Origin of the sequence: Enterobacter sp. RHBSTW-00975 (assembly GCF_013615235.1) — a bacterium.
In the GTDB taxonomy this organism is placed as follows: Bacteria; Pseudomonadota; Gammaproteobacteria; order Enterobacterales; family Enterobacteriaceae; genus Enterobacter; species Enterobacter ludwigii.
In genome coordinates, this window is sequence record NZ_CP055883.1 from 587,274 (window position 1) to 606,293 (window position 19,020).

Annotated in this window: 21 protein-coding genes and 3 tRNA genes; 8 read left to right on the forward strand and 16 right to left on the reverse strand. The window is 53.1% G+C overall.

Annotated features, from left to right (window positions below; all coding sequences use genetic code 11):
* Positions 1-93: 93 nt before the first annotated feature.
* The 9 genes from opgB to HV340_RS02855 form a co-directional block, all read right to left on the reverse strand.
* Positions 94-2,385: a phosphatidylglycerol--membrane-oligosaccharide glycerophosphotransferase gene (gene opgB, locus HV340_RS02815; RefSeq protein ID WP_014168500.1), complete on the reverse strand. Its 2,292-nt coding sequence runs from the start codon at positions 2,383-2,385 to the stop codon at positions 94-96.
* 269 nt (positions 2,386-2,654) lie between these two features.
* Positions 2,655-3,137: a DUF2501 domain-containing protein gene (locus tag HV340_RS02820; RefSeq protein WP_059306534.1), complete on the reverse strand. Its 483-nt coding sequence runs from the start codon at positions 3,135-3,137 to the stop codon at positions 2,655-2,657.
* Positions 3,138-3,222: 85 nt separating this feature from the next.
* A complete protein-coding gene (gene dnaC / locus HV340_RS02825; RefSeq protein WP_014168503.1) occupies positions 3,223-3,960 on the reverse strand; it encodes a DNA replication protein DnaC in 738 nt (245 codons plus the stop codon).
* Positions 3,957-4,502 carry a primosomal protein DnaT gene (gene dnaT, locus HV340_RS02830; RefSeq protein WP_025205613.1) on the reverse strand — a complete coding sequence of 182 codons (546 nt, stop codon included), beginning with the start codon at positions 4,500-4,502 and terminating at the stop codon, positions 3,957-3,959. Before dnaT ends, dnaC begins: the two co-directional genes overlap by 4 nt.
* A 148-nt stretch (positions 4,503-4,650) precedes the next feature.
* Positions 4,651-5,079 carry an organic hydroperoxide resistance protein gene (locus HV340_RS02835; RefSeq protein WP_059306533.1) on the reverse strand — a complete coding sequence of 143 codons (429 nt, stop codon included), beginning with the start codon at positions 5,077-5,079 and terminating at the stop codon, positions 4,651-4,653.
* 84 nt (positions 5,080-5,163) lie between these two features.
* Positions 5,164-5,616, reverse strand: a complete 453-nt coding sequence (locus HV340_RS02840; RefSeq protein ID WP_059306532.1) for a MarR family transcriptional regulator — start codon at positions 5,614-5,616, stop codon at positions 5,164-5,166.
* Between the two features lie 41 nt (positions 5,617-5,657).
* The gene (locus HV340_RS02845; protein ID WP_059306531.1) at positions 5,658-6,299 is read right to left on the reverse strand and encodes a TetR family transcriptional regulator; all 642 of its coding nucleotides are present in this window, start codon (positions 6,297-6,299) and stop codon (positions 5,658-5,660) included.
* Positions 6,300-6,366: 67 nt separating this feature from the next.
* On the reverse strand, positions 6,367-6,840 hold the full coding sequence (locus HV340_RS02850) for a threonine/serine exporter (RefSeq protein ID WP_059306530.1): 474 nt from the start codon (positions 6,838-6,840) through the stop codon (positions 6,367-6,369).
* Positions 6,831-7,607, reverse strand: coding sequence for a threonine/serine exporter ThrE family protein (locus tag HV340_RS02855; protein WP_014168508.1), 777 nt, complete (start codon positions 7,605-7,607; stop codon positions 6,831-6,833). Before HV340_RS02855 ends, HV340_RS02850 begins: the two co-directional genes overlap by 10 nt.
* A 411-nt stretch (positions 7,608-8,018) precedes the next feature.
* Between HV340_RS02855 and HV340_RS02860 the strand changes: the two genes are divergently transcribed.
* Positions 8,019-8,756, forward strand: coding sequence for a LuxR C-terminal-related transcriptional regulator (locus HV340_RS02860; protein WP_014168509.1), 738 nt, complete (start codon positions 8,019-8,021; stop codon positions 8,754-8,756).
* Positions 8,753-9,388, forward strand: a complete 636-nt coding sequence (bglJ, locus tag HV340_RS02865) for a DNA-binding transcriptional activator BglJ (RefSeq protein ID WP_032681707.1) — start codon at positions 8,753-8,755, stop codon at positions 9,386-9,388. Before HV340_RS02860 ends, bglJ begins: the two co-directional genes overlap by 4 nt.
* Before the next feature lie 38 nt (positions 9,389-9,426).
* On the opposite strand, the gene HV340_RS02870 is transcribed toward bglJ, so the two are convergent.
* On the reverse strand, positions 9,427-9,885 hold the full coding sequence (locus HV340_RS02870; protein WP_014168511.1) for a YbaK/EbsC family protein: 459 nt from the start codon (positions 9,883-9,885) through the stop codon (positions 9,427-9,429).
* A 328-nt stretch (positions 9,886-10,213) separates the two neighbouring features.
* Here HV340_RS02870 and HV340_RS02875 point away from each other — a divergent pair, with 328 nt between their 5' ends.
* Positions 10,214-11,560, forward strand: a complete 1,347-nt coding sequence (locus HV340_RS02875) for a PTS cellobiose transporter subunit IIC (RefSeq protein ID WP_014168512.1) — start codon at positions 10,214-10,216, stop codon at positions 11,558-11,560.
* Between the two features lie 47 nt (positions 11,561-11,607).
* Here the strand turns inward: HV340_RS02875 and fhuF are convergent, their stop codons facing one another.
* Positions 11,608-12,396 carry a siderophore-iron reductase FhuF gene (gene fhuF / locus HV340_RS02880; protein WP_020885292.1) on the reverse strand — a complete coding sequence of 263 codons (789 nt, stop codon included), beginning with the start codon at positions 12,394-12,396 and terminating at the stop codon, positions 11,608-11,610.
* A 94-nt stretch (positions 12,397-12,490) separates the two neighbouring features.
* A complete protein-coding gene (locus HV340_RS02885) occupies positions 12,491-13,555 on the reverse strand; it encodes a GGDEF domain-containing protein (RefSeq protein WP_025205608.1) in 1,065 nt (354 codons plus the stop codon).
* Positions 13,556-13,770: 215 nt separating this feature from the next.
* Here HV340_RS02885 and HV340_RS02890 point away from each other — a divergent pair, with 215 nt between their 5' ends.
* A complete protein-coding gene (locus tag HV340_RS02890) occupies positions 13,771-14,040 on the forward strand; it encodes a DUF1435 domain-containing protein (protein WP_059306528.1) in 270 nt (89 codons plus the stop codon).
* 40 nt (positions 14,041-14,080) lie between these two features.
* Here HV340_RS02890 and HV340_RS02895 read toward each other — a convergent pair.
* The 4 genes from HV340_RS02895 to rsmC all read right to left on the reverse strand — a co-directional run bounded on the left by HV340_RS02895 (position 14,081) and on the right by rsmC (position 15,603).
* Positions 14,081-14,167 (reverse strand) — tRNA-Leu (locus HV340_RS02895).
* 32 nt (positions 14,168-14,199) lie between these two features.
* Positions 14,200-14,286: transfer RNA gene (locus HV340_RS02900), tRNA-Leu, on the reverse strand.
* Between the two features lie 28 nt (positions 14,287-14,314).
* Positions 14,315-14,401, reverse strand: a tRNA-Leu gene (locus HV340_RS02905).
* Between the two features lie 173 nt (positions 14,402-14,574).
* Positions 14,575-15,603: a 16S rRNA (guanine(1207)-N(2))-methyltransferase RsmC gene (gene rsmC, locus HV340_RS02910; RefSeq protein WP_014168516.1), complete on the reverse strand. Its 1,029-nt coding sequence runs from the start codon at positions 15,601-15,603 to the stop codon at positions 14,575-14,577.
* A 102-nt stretch (positions 15,604-15,705) separates the two neighbouring features.
* On the opposite strand from rsmC, the gene HV340_RS02915 reads away from it, so the two are divergent.
* The 4 genes from HV340_RS02915 to prfC all read left to right on the forward strand — a co-directional run bounded on the left by HV340_RS02915 (position 15,706) and on the right by prfC (position 18,909).
* Positions 15,706-16,119: a DNA polymerase III subunit psi gene (locus tag HV340_RS02915; protein ID WP_014168517.1), complete on the forward strand. Its 414-nt coding sequence runs from the start codon at positions 15,706-15,708 to the stop codon at positions 16,117-16,119.
* Positions 16,088-16,531, forward strand: coding sequence for a ribosomal protein S18-alanine N-acetyltransferase (rimI, locus tag HV340_RS02920; protein ID WP_025205607.1), 444 nt, complete (start codon positions 16,088-16,090; stop codon positions 16,529-16,531). The genes HV340_RS02915 and rimI overlap by 32 nt, the downstream gene beginning before the upstream one ends.
* 19 nt (positions 16,532-16,550) lie before the next feature.
* A complete protein-coding gene (gene yjjG / locus HV340_RS02925) occupies positions 16,551-17,228 on the forward strand; it encodes a pyrimidine 5'-nucleotidase (RefSeq protein ID WP_014168519.1) in 678 nt (225 codons plus the stop codon).
* Between the two features lie 91 nt (positions 17,229-17,319).
* Positions 17,320-18,909, forward strand: coding sequence for a peptide chain release factor 3 (prfC, locus tag HV340_RS02930; protein WP_014168520.1), 1,590 nt, complete (start codon positions 17,320-17,322; stop codon positions 18,907-18,909).
* Positions 18,910-19,020 lie beyond the last annotated feature (111 nt).

Here is a 19,020-nt window from a genome sequence, read left to right on the forward strand (position 1 = left end):
AGAGATATATGGTGTTTATGTCTTATTTTTAATGGTTTTATAGGATTATATATTTACATAAAGCGCCCGACAGAACGCCGGGCGCAGAAGGGATCAGCTCTCTTTACTGACAATTTTAATCTCTACCATCCCGATGCCGAGCTCGCGCGGTGAATGGCCAAGAATATTTCCCTCATTCGTCGGCTGCGGGTCCGGCGGAACAATCACCAGCGTATTGCTGCGGGAAGGATTATCAAAATGCAGCGTGGTGGTGGTGACGTCATTTCCCAACGTCAGCGTTTGCTCTTTATCGCCCACACGCACCGGGATGGGACGGTTCGCGTTTGGACCATAGGCCCGGGCGGTGATCACCAGGTCGAATTTTTCCGGCAGAGGATGCGCGTACTCAATCTTCACTTCACTGCCCAGCTGCGCATTAGACCAGCGCCCCCAGGATTCCGGACGCGAGATGCCGCTGAACTGTTTGACCTCTTCCGGTGCCCCGGCCACGTTGAAGATAAAGCTGTCTGCTTTATAGCGAATATCGTTATCCACGATCTTCAGCATGTCGACATTTCGCTGATAGCGCGCGGTATCGATGACCGTATCGTTGAATGCGGTTTTGCCTTTCCATTGCGCTTTATCGACATGCTGCACGGTTTGCTCCCCGCCAAGCTGTCCCTGAGAAACGCACCAGTCGGTTGAGAGAGCCAGTGGCTGGGACCAGAGCTGGCCCATTTTGTAGCACCTGTCGACCCAGACAAAATTATCGCGAGGGGCGAAGTCGGCCAGCTGGAAACGCAGCGGCGCAGAGTATTCGCTTTCCGGCAGCGGTTCGACGCGCGTATCCGACACGCGCAGCAGCAGCGGCAGACGGAAATGGCTGCCGGAGAAGGCGATGGTGTTTTTATCCTGATCGATGGTGAAGTCTTTCATCTCTTTCGGGAAGTTCCACAGGCGGATGATGTCCGGCTTCCACGCGAGGATTTTCTCCTTCATGTTGAGGAACACTTCCGACAGTGACTGCCCCGAGAGCGTACTGCGGCCAAGGCCAATAAAGTTATCCCCGCCCAGAATGTCCAGCACGGTTGCGCCGTTATCCATGGAGTTGCGTTTGGTGGCGATCACATCCTGTTGCGGCTGGTCGCCGCGCAGAATGAAGAACAGATTGCTGCGATCCTGTTTGCTGAGCTGATCCCAGGCGCTGTTTTTCATCGCCAGATGGTCAGATGAGACGACGATGACCGTGTTTTTAAAATACGGCGAGGCTTTGATTTTCTCGACCAGAGCGGCGATATGCTCCTGGCTGCAGGTTACCGCGCTGAACGACGTGTTGTTTTTGCCGTCAATCTCATAGCGTTTTCGCTTACAGGTGCGCGAGACAAACCCGTCCGGATGGTGGGTATCTACCGTCAGGGCAAAGAGGGAGAAGCGCTTGCCGGCGCGGGACAGTTCCTCGAACTTTTTCCAGGTTTCGTCCAGTACCGTGTCATCGTAAAAGCCCCAGTCGTTGCGGTAATGCGGATCGGCAACGGTCGTTTTTAACTCTTCTGAGCCATACAGATGGTCAAAACCGTGGGATTTCAGGAACACATCTTTTCCGGCAAAGCGCAGGTTAGCCCCCTGTACGAAGTAGTTTTCGTAGCCGGAGTTTTTCAGGATATCGCCGAGGCAAACGTTCTGCGGGAAGAAGCTCGACATTGAGGCCGAGGCATTACCCTCAAAGGGGGCGAAGAGCGGGATACCGCACTGCGAGGCAACCATCCCGGCGATGGTGTAATCCGTACCGGGCAGCTGCGCGGTATGGCTGAAATCAAGGCTTTCGTTTTTTAGCGCGCCCAGCTCCGGCGTCAGGTTCGGGAAGGCATTGTTATCAAACCAGGTGCGTTCCAGACTCTCGCCGTAGATATACACCAGGTTAAGCTTCGGGTTGGCTATTTTTTTGGACGGCTCTTTATACCAGGCCATGAAATCCGGGTCGCCGTCGCGCGACTGTGACTTTACCAGCTCGGTTATCTGATGAAATGCCGGGCTGGCATCCACGGACGCCAGCGCCAGACAGAGTGCCAGCAGGCTGTAGCCGCCATGATGCGGAAGATGTCGACGGCGGCGCAGCACCCAGGCCAGGGCGCCAAAAATAATCACCAGCGCCGCAATCAGGCCAAGCCCGGGAAGAATGTATTTACCTACGCCCGCGCCCGTCAGGCTATTCGTCAGCGTGTAGAGCACCGCATCGTTAATGCCGTCACCGGTAAAGTAATCGCTGGCGTATAAGGTAATGTTTAAAATAATAAAAATGCCGAGCACCACCAGCGTGGCGATAAACCACCAGGTGTTACGGCCCGCTTTGCAGGCGTAAACGCCGACAGAGGCCAGAAAAAGGACAAGGGACATTAACTCTGACAACAGTCTATCCTCATGACGCCAGGCGCTTAGCTGGCTAACTGATTATTTTTTGGGTTATACAATGTAATTGCGTTGTCGTGTAGCTGCAATTTTAGTGTCACGAAAGTGTGCTGTTGTTAGGATTTGGTTTAGAAAATCGTTTTTTTGAAGGGGGTCGCATCCTGACATATGGACGCTCAGACGGTGGCAGGCAGGAAAAAGACGGCTTTAACGCCGCGTTAAAAGAGTAACGTCTTAAACGCGGCGTGTAATGGCAATACAGGCGGGGATCAGGAGATGAAATTAACGCCTTGTTTCAGCACCAGATCGCAGGCTTTGGTTTTCACCTGTTTCGCCAGCGAGGAGTTGCCGATGGTGCTCAGGTTGAGCTGTTGACCGTTTTGCGCATTCAGCAGGCCCTGAATACCATCCATATAGTTGGTGTCCTGTTTCTGCTCCTGTGTATCCAGACCGAGTTTGCCCAGCACCTGATTTTTCACGTTTTGCGCGTCGGTCACGGAGGCCAGTTTTTGCTTCGCGCAATATTCCAGAATCCCCGCGGCGTTGTTCATTGTGCCTGCACTCAGGCTCTGAGTGCTGTTACCCAGCAGGCCGGTAAGGGAAGAGGCTGACAGCCCGCCCTGGGTGCTGCTGTTCTCTTTGGTCAGTTCGCTCGCTGCGCTGGACAGCGAATCCTGCCAGGATGCGGCCTGTGCCGCGCCGGTAACCAGCAGGGCGCCTAATACGGTGCTGAAAAGAAACTGTTTTTTCATAATGGCTTACTCAAAAAAGGTCCGTTTTGGGGCGAAAGTGGAGTCAGTATATACCTCCGGGCCACCGGTCTTTCCTGGAAATATCTTAATACTCTTTACCGGTGACACGGCTGCGGTAACTTTCCCAGTCGAAGATGACATACAGACTGTTCCCGAGCTTCATGCGATCCATGACGCGTTCGCCCAGCAAGCGGGTCATTTCGTCGATGTTATGGTTAGTCAGCATGCCGGTGGGGCGTTTGGAGGAAGAGCGGCGATCGACAATCTGGTTAATGATCACTTTTTCATAGCGGGATTCGGTCTGGACGCCAATCTCATCAATAACCAGTAAATCGACATTACTCAGGTCGTTAAGCAGTTGCTCTTCGCTGGTTTCGCGGTTGCTGAAGGTGTCTTTCATGGCGGACATGATATCGGCCACGGTGATGATCAGCACCGATTTCCCGCGCAGCAGCAGCTCGTTACAGATAGCGGCCGCCAGGTGGTTTTTCCCCGTGCCAGGCTTGCCGCTAAAAATGAAGCTGGCGATATTGCCGTCGAATTCATCCACGTACTGACGTGCGGCAGCGAGTGCATTCATCTGCCCGTTGGTCTCAATTTTATAGTTATCAAATGAGCAGTTCTGGTGCAGGGGGCGAATACCGGAACGGTTAAAGGTGCGCTGCATTTTCATCGCCCGGTTTTCGCGGGCCAGCGCGGCGGCGCGGATCTTACCCTGCTCCTTTTGCCACGCCAGGAGTTCTTCACCCGTCGTGAAGGCGGGCTTCACGTTGGCTGGCATCATCTTTTGCAGACGTTTCATCAGGTCGCCGACGTTCTTCATTTCGCACCTCGGAATCCATTAGGGATCTGTTTATCCGGTTCGGAAAACGCGTTGATATCACGTTTTGGCTGGCCGTTATTGCTGGCGCGATTAATTTGCAGATGACGCGCGAGCTTCTGTTGCCACTGAATATGAGTGAATACTTTGCCTTCCGCCTGCCACCACGCGGTAAACGCGGCCAGCTCTTCGGGGGTAGCCGGTTGCGTTAACGCTATGCCCCACAATGCCGCCTGCCGTTGAAAATCCGCATCAGGTTGCCAGCCCGCATACAGGGCAAATTTTCCCATGGGAACGGCCATGGGGACGTTAACCGGCTCGTCAAAGAACTGGTTATCGAGGGTTACGTCGCTCGCCGGGCGGGACAACTGCGCTTCAATCTCCAGAAGCTGTGCCAGACGTTCCGGTGTGATGGCATAAAACGCCGGAGCGTTGTCAGCAAATACCGCAACCGTGCCGCCTTCGGCGTGGGTCAGCACACCGCGGGGATCGCGCATAAAGGCATCAATACCAGCAATGCTGGTGGTCAGAATTCTGGAGGACATAACGCTTACTCTACTGATAACTACGGGCGTGATATGGGCTTATGGTAGCACAGAGAGCGGGAAGGGAAGGAGGGGTTTTCCCCGGCGGCGCGATGCCTGCCGGGGCGTCAACGGCTGGCCTGATAAGCGTAACGCCATCAGGCAGTTATCAGGCGATAATGTTCAGCGTTACGTCGATGTTACCGCGGGTCGCGTTAGAGTACGGACACACAATGTGTGCTGCATCGACCAGTTTTTTGGCTTCTGCAGAATCCATACCTTCAACGTGGATGTTCAGTTTTGCTTCGATACCAAAACCGGTTGGCAGCGGCCCAATCCCCACTTCGCCGTCAATAAAGGCCTCTTTCGGCAGGGTAAATTTGTCGCGAGCGGCTACAAACTTCATGGCACCCAGGAAGCAGGCAGAGTAGCCGGCAGCAAACAGCTGCTCAGGGTTGGTGACGTCACCGCCCATGCCGCCCATCTCTTTTGGCACGCCGAGTTTAACATCCAGTACGCCGTCGGAAGAGGTCGCACGGCCATCACGGCCTCCGGTAGCTTTTGCTTTGGCAGTGTAGACAACTTTTTCTAAAGACATGGCAGATTCCTCATCTTACATTAATGTGCGCTATTAAATAGCGTGCGATATATATGGATAAATAAATACGCGTAAAGTATAGCCTTACGCGCGTTGGATCTGTTGTCGCAAACGTTCCAGCTGCTGCTTAAGTGACAGCATGGTCTCAGTATCACACTGGGTGGCGCATCCCACTGCATGGGGGATCCCGGAAGCCTGCTGCTGGAGATGACGTCCCGCATCGCTCAGGGTGATGGCGACCTGACGCTCGTCTTTACGTGAGCGGTGGCGGTTTATCAGCCCCGCGCTTTCCAGACGCTTCAACAGCGGCGTCAGCGTGGCTGAGTCAAGGAACAACCGTTCACCGATGTCCGACACCGTAATGTCATCCTGCTCCCACAGCACCAGCATCACCAGGTATTGCGGGTAAGTCAGGTTCAGCGGTGCCAGCAGTTGCCGGTACAGCTTGTTCAGCGCCAGATTTGCTGAATAGAGAGCAAAGCAGAGCTGGTTATCCAGCAGGAGCGCAGCGGTCGTGTCGTTCGTTTTCGCGTTCATGAGATGAATATAGATAGTGTACGATTTAATTGCAAGCTATTTTATGGGCAGGTATAGCGGAGCGCCACCTGAACGGCCATTTTACGGTAGTGCTCGCGCTGTGCCTGTTCGTCCGCACCCTCTTCAAACAGCAGGGTGAAGGTGTAGCTGTTGGCAACGTAGTGGAAGCTGAAACTGCTGATCAAACGATGCAGATCGCGGGCTTCTACCGTCTGATTGAACAACTGCTTTTCTTTCCCGCGACGGAGGATCGCTTCCAGCAGATCAAGCGCGCTGCGGTTGACCTGGCGGAGGTCGCTGGACTGCTGCATAAAACGGCCACGCTGCATGTTTTCCATGCAGATAATACGGATGTAATCCGGGTGGTCGGCATGGTAGTCAAAGGTGGCTTCAACCAGATGAACCAGCGCTTCGACAGGGGGCATTCCCGCCAGGCTGAGCGCCTGTTCACTGGCGCGGATCTGGGTGTAAACATACTCCAGCACGAGAAGATACAGGTTCTCTTTGTTTTTGAAGTGGTAAACAACCATGCGTTTGGTGGTGCCGGCTTTCTCCGCAATTTGTTCCATGCGGGCACCGTTCAACCCGTATTCGGCAAACAGCGTGATAGCGCTCTGAAAGATTTTCTCTTTCAGGCTGGATTCTTCATTGTGCTCGGGGAGTTCGCTGCCTGGGTTAGCCACATCCTTTCCTTATCGTCACCAAACGGATGGGAGTGATTATCCTCACGGCAGCGTAATAACACAAATCTCAAACCCGTGGACGTTTGCGGTACAGCCACAGTCCGGGGATCGACAGTCCGATAGAGAGCGCACCGACAATGGACGAAGCCTTAAGAAAGTTGCTCAGAAGGAGGATCATTTGCGGTTCGGTGTAGCCGAAATGGCTGATTTTCACCGCGGAAATCATGGCCGTATAGGCAGATATCCCGGGGAACATCGGGATAACGGCGGCGACGGTGAACACCTTGGGATGCGCCAGATACCAGCGCGACCACTGAATGCCGATGCTACCGACCAGCATTGAGGCCATAAATGTTGACCATTCAATGTTGAATCCCGCCGTCATCATCACCATTCGCGAGCCATGACCAATAGCACCCAACAGCGCGCACCACGGTAGCGCGCGTTGCGGAACGTTAAAGACCATCGCAAAACCGACGGCAGGGATCGCGGCCAGCAGCATATCCTGCGCCAGCGTCAGAAGAAAATCGATCACGCCCATCCGCGTAACCCCCAGAGTGTCATGGCCATTACCACACCAATGCAGGTTGCAAGCGTCAGCAGGCTGGCAATCGCCCAGCGTGCCAGACCGGTATTGATGTGCCCCTTAAACATATCGGCTACGGCGTTAATCAACGGGAAGCCGGGCACCAGCAGAAGCACGCTGGCCGCCATGGCAATCGTCGGCGTGTTGGCAAACTGCGGCAGACGAAGCAGCAGGCCAGACACCGTGGTGGCGACAAAAGCGGTAATGCAGAAATTAATTTGCGGGTGGAGTTGGCGGTGCGTCAGGAGCTGGCGCACGTACATGGCGATGCTGCTGGCGAAAAAGGTGATGACCGCGCCGTCCCAGCCGCCTTTGTTGAGCTTACAAAAACAGGCGCAGGACAGCCCGACCATTAACACCACCAGCCAGCGGGGATAACGTAAGGGCTTAATCTGGTTGAACCGTTTTTCAATGTCGTGCAGGTCGAGAAGCTTATGCTCAGCAAGAATGACAATATGCTGGACCTCGGTTACAACGTGCATATTGATGCCGCGGTCGTGGTTTTTGCGGGTGGAGGTCAGGCACTGACCGTCTTTTATGGTGGTCAACACGATAGCATTGGATGAAATGGCGCTCTCAACGCTATCCATACCCAGCGCCAGCCCCAACCGGGTGGAGAGTTCCTCGACCAGCGCGCTTTCCGCCCCGTGCTGGAGCAGAAAAAGACCGCACTGAATACAGAGCCGCGTGATGGCACGCTGCGTTGATCGATCTGCCTGCATGTCATGTCCTGAAGAGAAGGTGAATAGCTTGCCTGATGGCCCGTCATGCTTACTTTTAGCACAAACTGCAGTGCCTCTAGCTGTGGGTCAGATCAAGATTTATGCAAACAGTTGCGGGCTGTCTGGCGGCGGGATGCGGTTTTGGGTCATAAATATGATGAATTATTAATTGAGAAATATAAGATATTTATATTTAGTTTTACTAAGTTTATATTTTAATTATTTTAAGGCCTTTATAATTAAATTTATCTGTGCTTTGTGAGATATTACCGCTGTTTTAGGCATTTCTTAAATGAAACACACATCTCATCTTCTGCTTGTATTAATCAGTTTTACACTCAGGGACGAATACACTTATACCTTGATGCGTTTTAACGTTACTCATCATATGAAAATGGACACGGAGGGTCTATGTCGTCATTGAATGGTAAACATGGCGTCGTCATTAGCAGAATACCCGTAATGCAAAACGGGTTGGGGGGCGTGATGACACGCCATTTTGCCGATTTTGATTTAACGTTTTGCCGTTCGCTGCAGGAATTAACCCTGCTGCAGTTACGGCGTGCAGACGTCATTATCGCTGATATTTCAGGTGAATACAGGAATCCCCGGGGCACGCTCGAAGAATATTACGGTTTATTAAATCAATATCGGGATATTCACTGGATTTTTTTAGTCTCCCGGCCGCTTTACCCTATTGCCGTTGAGCTGCTGATGCGTCCGGAAAGCACGTTGCTTTCTGATATGGAGCCGATAGAAGGCGTAATTAACGCCATCCGTGCAGGCAGTGAACGGGCAGAGCGGATAAGCCAGACGTTATTAACGCCCGAGCCTGCCTGTAACGATGATGAAGACGACCGCGTCATTGCGCTCACCCACTCTGAACGCAAGGTATTGCGTCTGTTAGGCAAGGGCTGGGGGATTAACCAAATTGCCACTTTGCTCAAGAAGAGCAATAAAACGATCAGTGCACAGAAAAACAGTGCGATGCGACGGTTGTCATTACGGAGTAATGCCGATCTGTACGCCTGGATCAACAGTACTCAGGGATTGAGAGAGCTGAGTTTAATGTCAGCCTATGGAGAGTTCGAGGAATGGATAAAACCGGTTCAACAAGACATATTGCCGTCATCGAAAATTGCGCGATGAGTGCCGTCGGGCTGGAGCACCTGTTTGCGTTGCCCACGCTCAGCCATTATCAACTGCACATGTTCAGTGAGTTTGACAGCTTTAAGAAGGCGCTTCCTCATGTCTCTTTTTTCTCGCTGATCTATTCACTTTCTGATGCGCGAGAAGAGCGTCGAAACTGCCTGGCATCCCTGCGGGATCTCGCGTTTACGCATAATCATATTCAGCGCATCATCCTGGCGGCAGATGAAATGGAAGCGCGGTTAATCAGCCATCTTTCCCCTTCACGCCTTCACGGTGTCGTCAGTAAATCGGTGTCGCTCGACCGCCTGCAGGAGGAACTGCTGGTGTTGCTGAGTGAAACGCTGCACATCAATGACAATATGCTCAACCACTGGTACAAGAGTCAAAACAGGATGTTAAGCCCAACGGAGCGGGCGATTTTGCGGTATATGTCCTGCGGGTTTTCTATTCCTGAAATCGCCGCGCAGCTTGAGCGCAATATTAAGACCATCCGGGCGCACAAGTTTAATGCGATGGTGAAGCTTGGGGTCAATTCTGACGTGGGACTGCTTGATGCGGCAGATATTCTGACTCATCTCCCGGCCCGGGATCCGCGAACATCAGTATTAAGCCAGCCGACATTTTTATAAGCTGATATCTGTGCGCCAGACAGGCTCTGGCGCCTCATTCAGATGCAAACATCCACCCATTTTGCGGACGTCAGTTCTGCCATTCTGTCTGGTGAAATACGCACGGCACTGTGAATTGCACCCGCGGCCGGCAGCACTTCAGCATACTGCTTCAGTGAAATATCGCAATAAACCGCGAGCGGATTTTCCAGCCCAAACGGGCACACGCCGCCAACAGGATGACCCGTGATGGTCACCACTTCATCACAACTGAGCATGCGTGCTTTTGCGCCAAACGTGTCTTTCAGTTTTTTATTATCCAGACGCGCATCACCTTTCGCGACCACCAGAATGACGTCATTTTTAACCTTCAACGACAGCGTCTTGGCGATTTGTCCCGGCTCAACACGATGGGCGGCAGCAGCCAACGCAACGGTTGCGGTACTCTGGCTAAGTTCAATAACCTCTATATCCGGAGCGTTGTCGGCAAAAAACTGCTGTACAGACTGCAAACTCATTGTTTCCTCCTGACAAATATCCCGCGTAATCTGTCATAAGAATTTATGCTCTGTAAATATCTCTTCAGTAACAAATATCCCACACGGTCGATTTCTGGATCGCCTTCACATTCACAGAAACCGGTTACAGTAACCGGTTGCAGACCGTGAGTGAGAGATTAATACTGACTATGTAACGTCCCCTGTATCCAATAATAAGAGCTAAATATGAAACCATTCCGTCTGAGCAGTACCGCTGGTAAACGCGCCGGCAAGGTTGTGAAGGTGATGTATGGACCAACGTATGGCGTGTATGCGCCCGTCATAAACGTCTGAAAGGAGATCTGCTATGTCTGCCAACCATGCTGCGTTTAATCTGATATTTCGTTTTGTAGAAAATTACGTCAGCCCGATTGCCGGGCGGATCTCCTCCCAGCGTCATGTTATGGCTATTCGTGATGGCTTTATCTCCGCGATGCCGTTCATGATTGTGGGTTCATTTTTACTCGTCTTCGCGTATCCACCGTTTTCGCCTGATACCACCTGGGGTTTCGCGCGCGCCTGGCTGGACATGGCGAAGCAATTTGAAGGTCAGATCCTCACGCCGTTTGATATGACCATGGGCGTTATGTCCCTGTATATCTGCGCGGCCATTGCCTATAACCTTGGCAAACACTATGTCAAATCGCATCAGTTAGACCCGTTTATGTGCGCCATGCTGTCGCTGATGGCGTTTCTGCTGGTCGCGGCGCCGAAAACCAAAGGCACGCTTCCGGTCGACAGCCTCGGCGGGACTGGCATTTTTACCGCGATTCTGGTGGCTATCTACTGCGTTGAGATGATGCGTTTTCTCAAAGCGCATAACATCGGGATCCGTCTGCCGGACCAGGTTCCGCCGATGATCAAAAACTCCTTTGATCTGTTGATCCCGGTGCTGGTGGTGGTGTTGACGCTTTACCCGCTGAGTCTGGTGATTCAGTCTGAGTTTGGCATGCTGATCCCGCAGGCGATTATGTCTGTCTTCAAACCGCTGGTTTCCGCCGCAGACTCCCTGCCGGCAATCCTGCTGGCGGTATTGATTGGACATTTGCTGTGGTTCGCCGGGATCCACGGCGCCGCGATTGTCTCCGGGATGTTGCAGATGTTCTGGCTGACCAACCTGGGCGCTAACCAGACCGCGCTGGCCGCCAGCCAGCCGCTGCCGCATATTTTTATGGAAGCATTCTGGACGTTCTTTATCGTCATCGGGGGGTCAGGTGCCACGATGGGGCTGGTGTTCTGCTACCTGCGCAGCCGCTCCGCTCATCTGCGTTCTATCGGCCGCCTGAGCGTGGTGCCAAGCCTCTTTAACATCAACGAACCCGTTATTTTCGGTACGCCGATTGTCATGAACCCGGTGTTCTTTATTCCGTTCCTGCTGGCACCCATGGTTAACGCCGTGCTGGCCTGGTCGGCGATGAAGTTCGATTTGATTGGCCGCGTGATCTCCGTTGTGCCGTGGACGGCACCTGCACCGGTAGGTGCCGCATGGGCGCTGGGCTGGGATTTCCGTGCAGCCATTCTGGTGGTGGTCCTGGCGTGCGTATCGGCCATCATCTACTTCCCGTTCTTTAAAGTGTACGAGAAGCAACTGCTGGAGCAGGAAGCGGAAGAAGCGCAACGTAATGCGGAAGAGGAAAATCAGCAGATAGCGTGAGAAACGGACGCCGGGTCAGCGTTAATGCGGCCCGGCAACACCTGACCTTACTTGAGCGTACAATCTCCACACTGCTGAACGTCCGGCAGGCGATAACGCTGGCAGCAGGTGCGACGAACCAGAAGCCCGTCACGAAGGACCACGGTGCGGAATAACGGGTTATCGCGACCATCGGAAAGCTGTTTTGCAAAGAAACAGGACTGGCGCAGGGCCTCGACCTTCTCATCACCGAGCAGAGGTTTCATTTCCGTCAAATACCAGTGGATTAAATACCCGGTATTGCTCCAGATAAGCTTCCCGTTGATTTCCCCCGTCTCTTCCAGCGCATCCACTACCGGGATCAGGGCGCGAGTTATGAGCTGCTCCATACGTTCCTGAGCAGAGAGGTGCTCCGCATTCTGGTCTTCGTGGAGATCAATCCAGAAACAGGCCGCACGGCCGGTCTCGTGGAACTCGACATGAAAATATTCCGGGGAGAGTTCCAGCATGCCCTTTTGAGTGAGCAGCGCCAGCATGAGTGGGGGCACCATCAGCCCGATATACCACTGCGCCCAGAGGGAGAGCAGGGGTTTGTTTTCCCGCGTAAGGGTCGGTTGATTGCGATAGATATGGTCGGAATAGGTTGCCAGCAACGACTGCAGTGTCGACGGCTGTCGCCACTCTTCCAGCGTCATGGCGTGGTGCGGGTGCGCTTCATCCAGCCTGATAAAGTCCAGCAGGTGGGCGCGGGTTTTAGCGATCTTATCCCTGATGGCATCCGCAAGCGAAACATTCCCGGTGGGGAGGCGGGCTCTCCAGAGAAGGGGTTCAACGATTTGTGCGGTATGAGTGGCCATAGTAGAGATACAAATCTAAATGATAATGATTGCCAATCCTAACTATTGCTCATACCGATGGCAAGACTTTTGTCCGCGTTATATGACGCCGCGCTTACGCGGTCTGAAGCTCTTCGCTCAGCAGGATGTTATTGCGACCCATATGCTTTGCTTCGTAGAGGGCTTTGTCCGCTTTCTCCAGTGCGCCTTCGGCATCTTCATCCTCAAAAATGGCAATTCCAATGCTGATGGTGACGTTTGTCGCCACGCTTTCATTGAACATATGCGGGATTTTTAAATCGTAGACTTTCTGGCGGATCCGCTCTGCCGTCTGGCGGGCATGCTCGAGAGAAATATTGGTCAGCAGAACCATAAATTCTTCCCCGCCGAAGCGCGCCACAATATCGCGTGAACGCACGGCATCACGGATGGCAGCAGAGACACGGATCAGCGCCTGGTCGCCCATCATATGGCCGTAGTGGTCGTTGTAAGCCTTAAAGTGGTCGATATCCATCAGCAGGACAAAGTGCTCGCCGTTCTCCACTGCCGGAAGATTCTCCAGCCGGCTTTGCAGTCCGCGACGGTTATAAAGGCCGGTAAGCGGGTCCATCATGCTCAGATCGGTGAGGGTCTCACGCTCCTCCAGCAAACGGGAGAGCAGTTCCTGCGCGAAGCGATCGTTACGTCTTTGCAAAATGTTATGAATCGCAATTGCTACCACAGGAAGTGCGAAAGAATAGGTCATTCTTAGCCATATATCATGATTACTTAACCACAGGCAGACAATAAAGGTGGGGAAGGAGTGCAGCGTAAATGCTTTGATATTACTGGCGAAGGCCAGCGTACCAATAAACAGTACCGTTAATAATGCCATGATCAAATAGGTCGCCTGATCGTGGGTAATTAACGAAAATTTCGAGGCCACCTGCCACGCCCATAAAATACCGAAGATCGCTGAAACGGCAGGAATATTTACCTTGCGGGTTCTCTTTTTCCAGTGCCAGACGAGCAGCCCGGTGCTGATAACAAAAATAGAAATCAGGGGGACTGATAACAGGCGAATAGAATAGAGCGGGTTTGTTACCGAGAACACAGCAGAGGTCGCGTTCAGAAATAAAAATAAACGTAACGATAATTGATATTTACTGTGGACCAAAGACCGCCAGGATTGTGATGTCATAGTAGTGCGTTTTTATTAATATTTAATTAAAACAGGTAAATAGGTGTTGTTTCGCAATGAAAGATGCAAAAAACTCAAAGAGTAATTATCAGAAAAACTTTAGGTCTAGTTAACAGGTGAGCAATTTATCACCTTAGGCATTTCCTGTCATTACAGGAAAGGTAAAGGGGGAGAGTTTTTGATTAATCGTGCTGACAAATGATAATTGATATCATATGATATTGGTTATCATTATCAATGTGAAAGGTCGAACCATGTTGAACAGGGCGCTGGGAAGTGGTTGGGGAGTGTTACTGCCGGGGGCGATTCTCGGCGGTCTGATGTTTGCCGATCTCTCCATTGATGTCTGGAAAGCGCTCATTGTGTCAGGACTGTTAGTGACGTCAGGGATGATCTGGCATAAACAGCTACGCCACTTTGTGTTACTGCCGTCATGCGTAGCACTGGTCAGTGGAATTCTGGTGATACTAATGAGTTTGAAATAAGCGGAAAGCGAGAAAAACGTCAGAAAGGATGCAAGATAATTGGTGCGAGGGGGGGGACTTGAACCCCCACGTCCGTAAGGACACTAACACCTGAAGCTAGCGCGTCTACCAATTCCGCCACCTTCGCACAGTCATCTTACTTTTTTGATATCGCCTCGTTGGTGCGAGGGGGGGGACTTGAACCCCCACGTCCGTAAGAACACTAACACCTGAAGCTAGCGCGTCTACCAATTCCGCCACCTTCGCCCAGTGCGAGCAATATCAACGTGATTTATGGTGCGAGGGGGGGGACTTGAACCCCCACGTCCGTAAGGACACTAACACCTGAAGCTAGCGCGTCTACCAATTCCGCCACCTTCGCATACCATCGACACTGTAAAAGTATCGTAACCACGGAGGCGCATTCTAGATGTTTTCAGCTTTACGTCAACAGAAAAATGCGCACGCTGTTTTGATTGCTGCAAAAATGGCCGATGGTAGCGCCAGGTTTTGCCGGATAGCGGTTACGCGTATCCGGTCTGCCAGATAAGGGGATTACTTCTTAGCCTGACGCGTCATCACGGTGCGGTAAACCTTAAAGCGACCCGTCTGGGCGATGACTTCATGGAAGCCAAAGGTTTCATCCAGCACTTTCGGGTACGGCAAGAAGGCGTTAGCCACGATACGCAGTTCACCCCCGCTGTTCAGATGACGTACTGCACCACGGATCAGCGTTTGCGCCGCTTCAAGGCTGGTTTCCATACCATCGTGGAACGGTGGGTTGGAGATGATCATGTCGAAACGGCCATTCACGTCAGAGAAGACGTTGCTGGCAAACACGTCGCCTTCCAGGCCGTTTGCAGCAAGCGTTGCGCGGCTTGCTTCGACCGCCGGGGCGCTCACATCGCACAGGGTTAAGCGCACTTTTGGCGAATGGCTCGCCAGTACGGTCGCCAGTACACCCGCGCCACAGCCGACGTCCAGCACTTTGCCTTTCGTATGCGGCGTCAGGGTGGAGAGCAGCAGCTGGCTGCCCACGTCCAGACCGTCGCGGCTGAAGACGCCTGGCAGAGTTTTGATGGTCAGACCGTCAAGCTGATACTCATCCCAGAATTTCTCAGCATCAAAGGTCGCCTGTTTTTCCAGACGGCCGTGATACAGGCCACAGCGACGGGCGCTGTCGATTTTATTCAGCTGCGCATAGCCTTCCAGCATCTGTTCTGCGCTACGAACGCCACTGCGGTTCTCACCAACCACGAAAATATCGCAGCCAACGGGCAGCAGAGAAAGCAGGTTCATCAGCTGGAACTGGGCTTCTGGCTTGTTCTTCGGCCAGTAGTAGATGAGCGTGTCGCAGTCGGCGATGTCGCTCTGTTCAGCGACCAGGCTAAAGCGCGCGCGGTCGTCCATCTGGCGGCTCAGTACCTGCCAGTGGTGGTAGTATTGGGTGTGGGCACGGCTTTCAGCACAGTCGAAACGTGCGGGCAGGTCATCCTGCATATCTCCGGCAAACAGAATACGGCTTTCTTCGAAATCATCACTGTGACGCAGCAAGACTTCACTTGCCGGGGTAAATGCAGACATGAATTGTTCCTCAATTAACTCAGGCGGGGATTATAGTAGGTAGATGGCGCAGTTTCGACACATTTGCTATATTTGCGCGCCTGAGAGACAGGAGTTTTCCCTATGACATCCCGACGAGACTGGCAGTTGCAGCAACTGGGCATCACCCAGTGGGCCTTGCGTCGCCCGACGGCGTTGCAGGGCGAAATCGCCATCTCCATCCCTGCGCACGTCCGGCTGGTGATGGTGGCGGAGGAACTGCCTGCCCTGAATGAACCCCTTATTGGTGATGTCCTTCGTAGCCTGAAGCTGACCACTGAACAGGTTTTACAGCTTACGCCAGACAGGGTCACCATGCTGCCATCCGACAGCCGCTGCAACAGCTGGCGTATGGGAGACATCGATGAGGTCTCCCTGGAAGGGAGCCAGATCTGCTCGCCAGCGCTGGACGAACTGAAAGCCAACCCAAAAGCGCGCAGCGCGCTATGGCAACAAATCTGCGAATATGAACACGATTTCTTCCCTCACGACGCCTGATCTGACCGCGGCGTACGCGATTGAAACGCGCGCCCATGCTTTTCCATGGAGCGAAAAAACCCTCGCCAGCAATCAGGGCGAGCGGTATCTGAATTACCGTCTGGACGTCGACGGCGCGATGGCCGCTTTTGCCATCACGCAGGTCGTTCTGGACGAAGCGACGCTGTTTAATATCGCGGTTGATCCCGCGTATCAGCGCCGGGGGCTGGGAAGAGAACTGCTTGAGCATCTCATTCGCGAGCTCGAAACCCGTGACGTTTTCACCCTGTGGCTGGAGGTGCGCGCGTCGAATGTCGCCGCCATCGCACTCTATGAAAGCTTAGGCTTTAACGAGGCGACTATCCGCCGTAACTACTACCCCACCGCAGAGGGACGTGAAGACGCCATCATAATGGCTCTGCCGCTTGGATAACTAAAATAAGGTTGTAACGATGAAATGGGACTGGATTTTCTTTGATGCCGACGAAACGCTGTTTACGTTTGACTCGTTTGGCGGCCTACAGCGGATGTTTCTCGATTATAGCGTTACCTTCACCGCTGAAGACTTTCAGGACTATCAGGCGGTAAACAAACCGCTGTGGGTGGATTACCAGAACGGTGCCATCACCGCGTTACAGCTGCAGCACCAGCGCTTTGATGTCTGGGCCGAGCGGTTAAACGTCAGCCCGGGTGCGCTTAACGATGCCTTCCTTAATGCTATGGCGGATATCTGCGCGCCGTTGCCGGGCGCGGTTTCCCTGCTGGACGCCCTGAAGGGCAAGGCGAAGCTGGGCATTATTACCAACGGGTTTACCGCCCTGCAGCAGATCCGCCTTGAGCGTACGGGCCTGCGCGATCATTTTGACGCGCTGGTGATCTCTGAAGAGGTGGGCGTACCTAAGCCGGATCCGCGTATTTTTGATTATGCGCTGGAACAAGCGGGCAATCCCGATCGTGAACGTGTGCTGATGGTCGGGGACACCGCGGAGTCGGATATTCGTGGCGGGATGAACGCCGGCCTGTCGACCGTCTGGCTGAATGCACACGGTCGCACGTTGCCGGAAGGTATCCAGCCGACCTGGACCGTCACGTCATTGAACGAACTGGAGCAGCTCCTGTGTAAACAATGATTGCCTGCCCCCCATTGATGGGTAAAATAGCCGCATTTTTCGTATCCCATGATGCGCGGCCTGACGCCGCGCTTATATAGAAGATTTCATTATGACGTTGTCTCCTTATCTGCAAGAGGTGGCCAGGCGCCGTACTTTTGCCATTATCTCTCACCCGGATGCCGGTAAAACGACCATCACCGAGAAGGTGTTGCTGTTCGGACAGGCGATTCAGACTGCGGGTACTGTAAAAGGCCGTGGTTCCAACCAGCATGCAAAATCTGACTGGATGGAGATGGAAAAGCAGCGTGGTATTTCCATTACCACCTCCGTGATGCAGTTCCCGTATCATGATTGCCTGGTCAACCTGCTGGATACCCCAGGGCACGAAGACTTCTCGGAAGATACCTACCGTACGCTGACGGCGGTGGACTGCTGTCTGATGGTCATCGACGCCGCGAAAGGGGTAGAAGATCGTACCCGTAAGCTGATGGAAGTTACCCGTCTGCGCGATACGCCGATCCTCACCTTTATGAACAAACTCGACCGTGACATCCGCGACCCGATGGAGCTGATGGATGAAGTGGAAAACGAGCTGAAAATTGCCTGTGCGCCTATCACCTGGCCCATTGGCTGCGGCAAGCTGTTCAAGGGTGTCTATCACCTTTATAAAGACGAAACCTATCTTTACCAGACCGGTAAAGGCCATACCATTCAGGAAGTCCGTATCGTAAAAGGTCTGGATAACCCGGAGCTGGATGCGGCTGTGGGTGAAGAGCTGGCCGCGCAGCTGCGTGACGAGCTGGAGCTGGTTCAAGGTGCATCTCACGAATTCGACAGAGAGCTGTTCCTGAGCGGTGAAATCACCCCGGTCTTCTTTGGTACCGCGCTGGGTAACTTCGGCGTTGACCATATGCTTGACGGCCTGGTGGAGTGGGCGCCACAACCGATGTCACGTAAAACTGACACCCGTGAAGTGGAAGCGAAAGAAGAGAAGTTCACCGGTTTCGTCTTTAAAATTCAGGCCAACATGGACCCGAAACACCGTGACCGCGTCGCCTTTATGCGCGTGGTGTCCGGTAAGTATGAAAAGGGCATGAAGCTGCGTCAGGTACGTATCGGTAAAGATGTGGTGATCTCCGATGCGCTGACCTTTATGGCGGGCGACCGTTCGCACGTTGAAGAAGCCTATCCGGGCGACATCATCGGTCTGCACAACCACGGTACGATTCAGATCGGCGATACCTTCACCCAGGGTGAAATGATGAAGTTCACCGGTATTCCGAACTTCGCACCGGAACTGTTCCGTCGTATTCGCCTGCGCGATCCGCTGAAGCAGAAACAGCTGCTGAAAGGGCTGGTTCAGCTTTCCGAAGAGGGCGCAGTCCAGGTGTTCCGCCCAATCGCTAACAACGATCTGATCGTAGGCGCTGTCGGTGTGCTGCAGTTCGACGTGGTCGTTGCGCGTCTGAAGAGCGAGTACAACGTGGAAGCGATCTATGAATCGGTTAACGTGGCGACCGCGCGCTGGGTAGAGTGTTCTGACGTGAAGAAATTCGAAGAATTTAAACGTAAGAACGAAGTGCAGCTGGCGCTGGATGGTGGTGATAACCTGACGTATATCGCTCCAACCATGGTCAATCTTAACCTGACGCAGGAACGTTATCCTGATGTCCAGTTCCGCAAAACGCGCGAACACTGATCCCCTCTCAGAGCACGGCAATCGCCGTGCTCTTCTTTATTTCCTGTCTTATTAATCTCTTGCGGAATGTTCTTAATTCAACATTATTTCGCGTCTTTTGCTCGTTTTTTC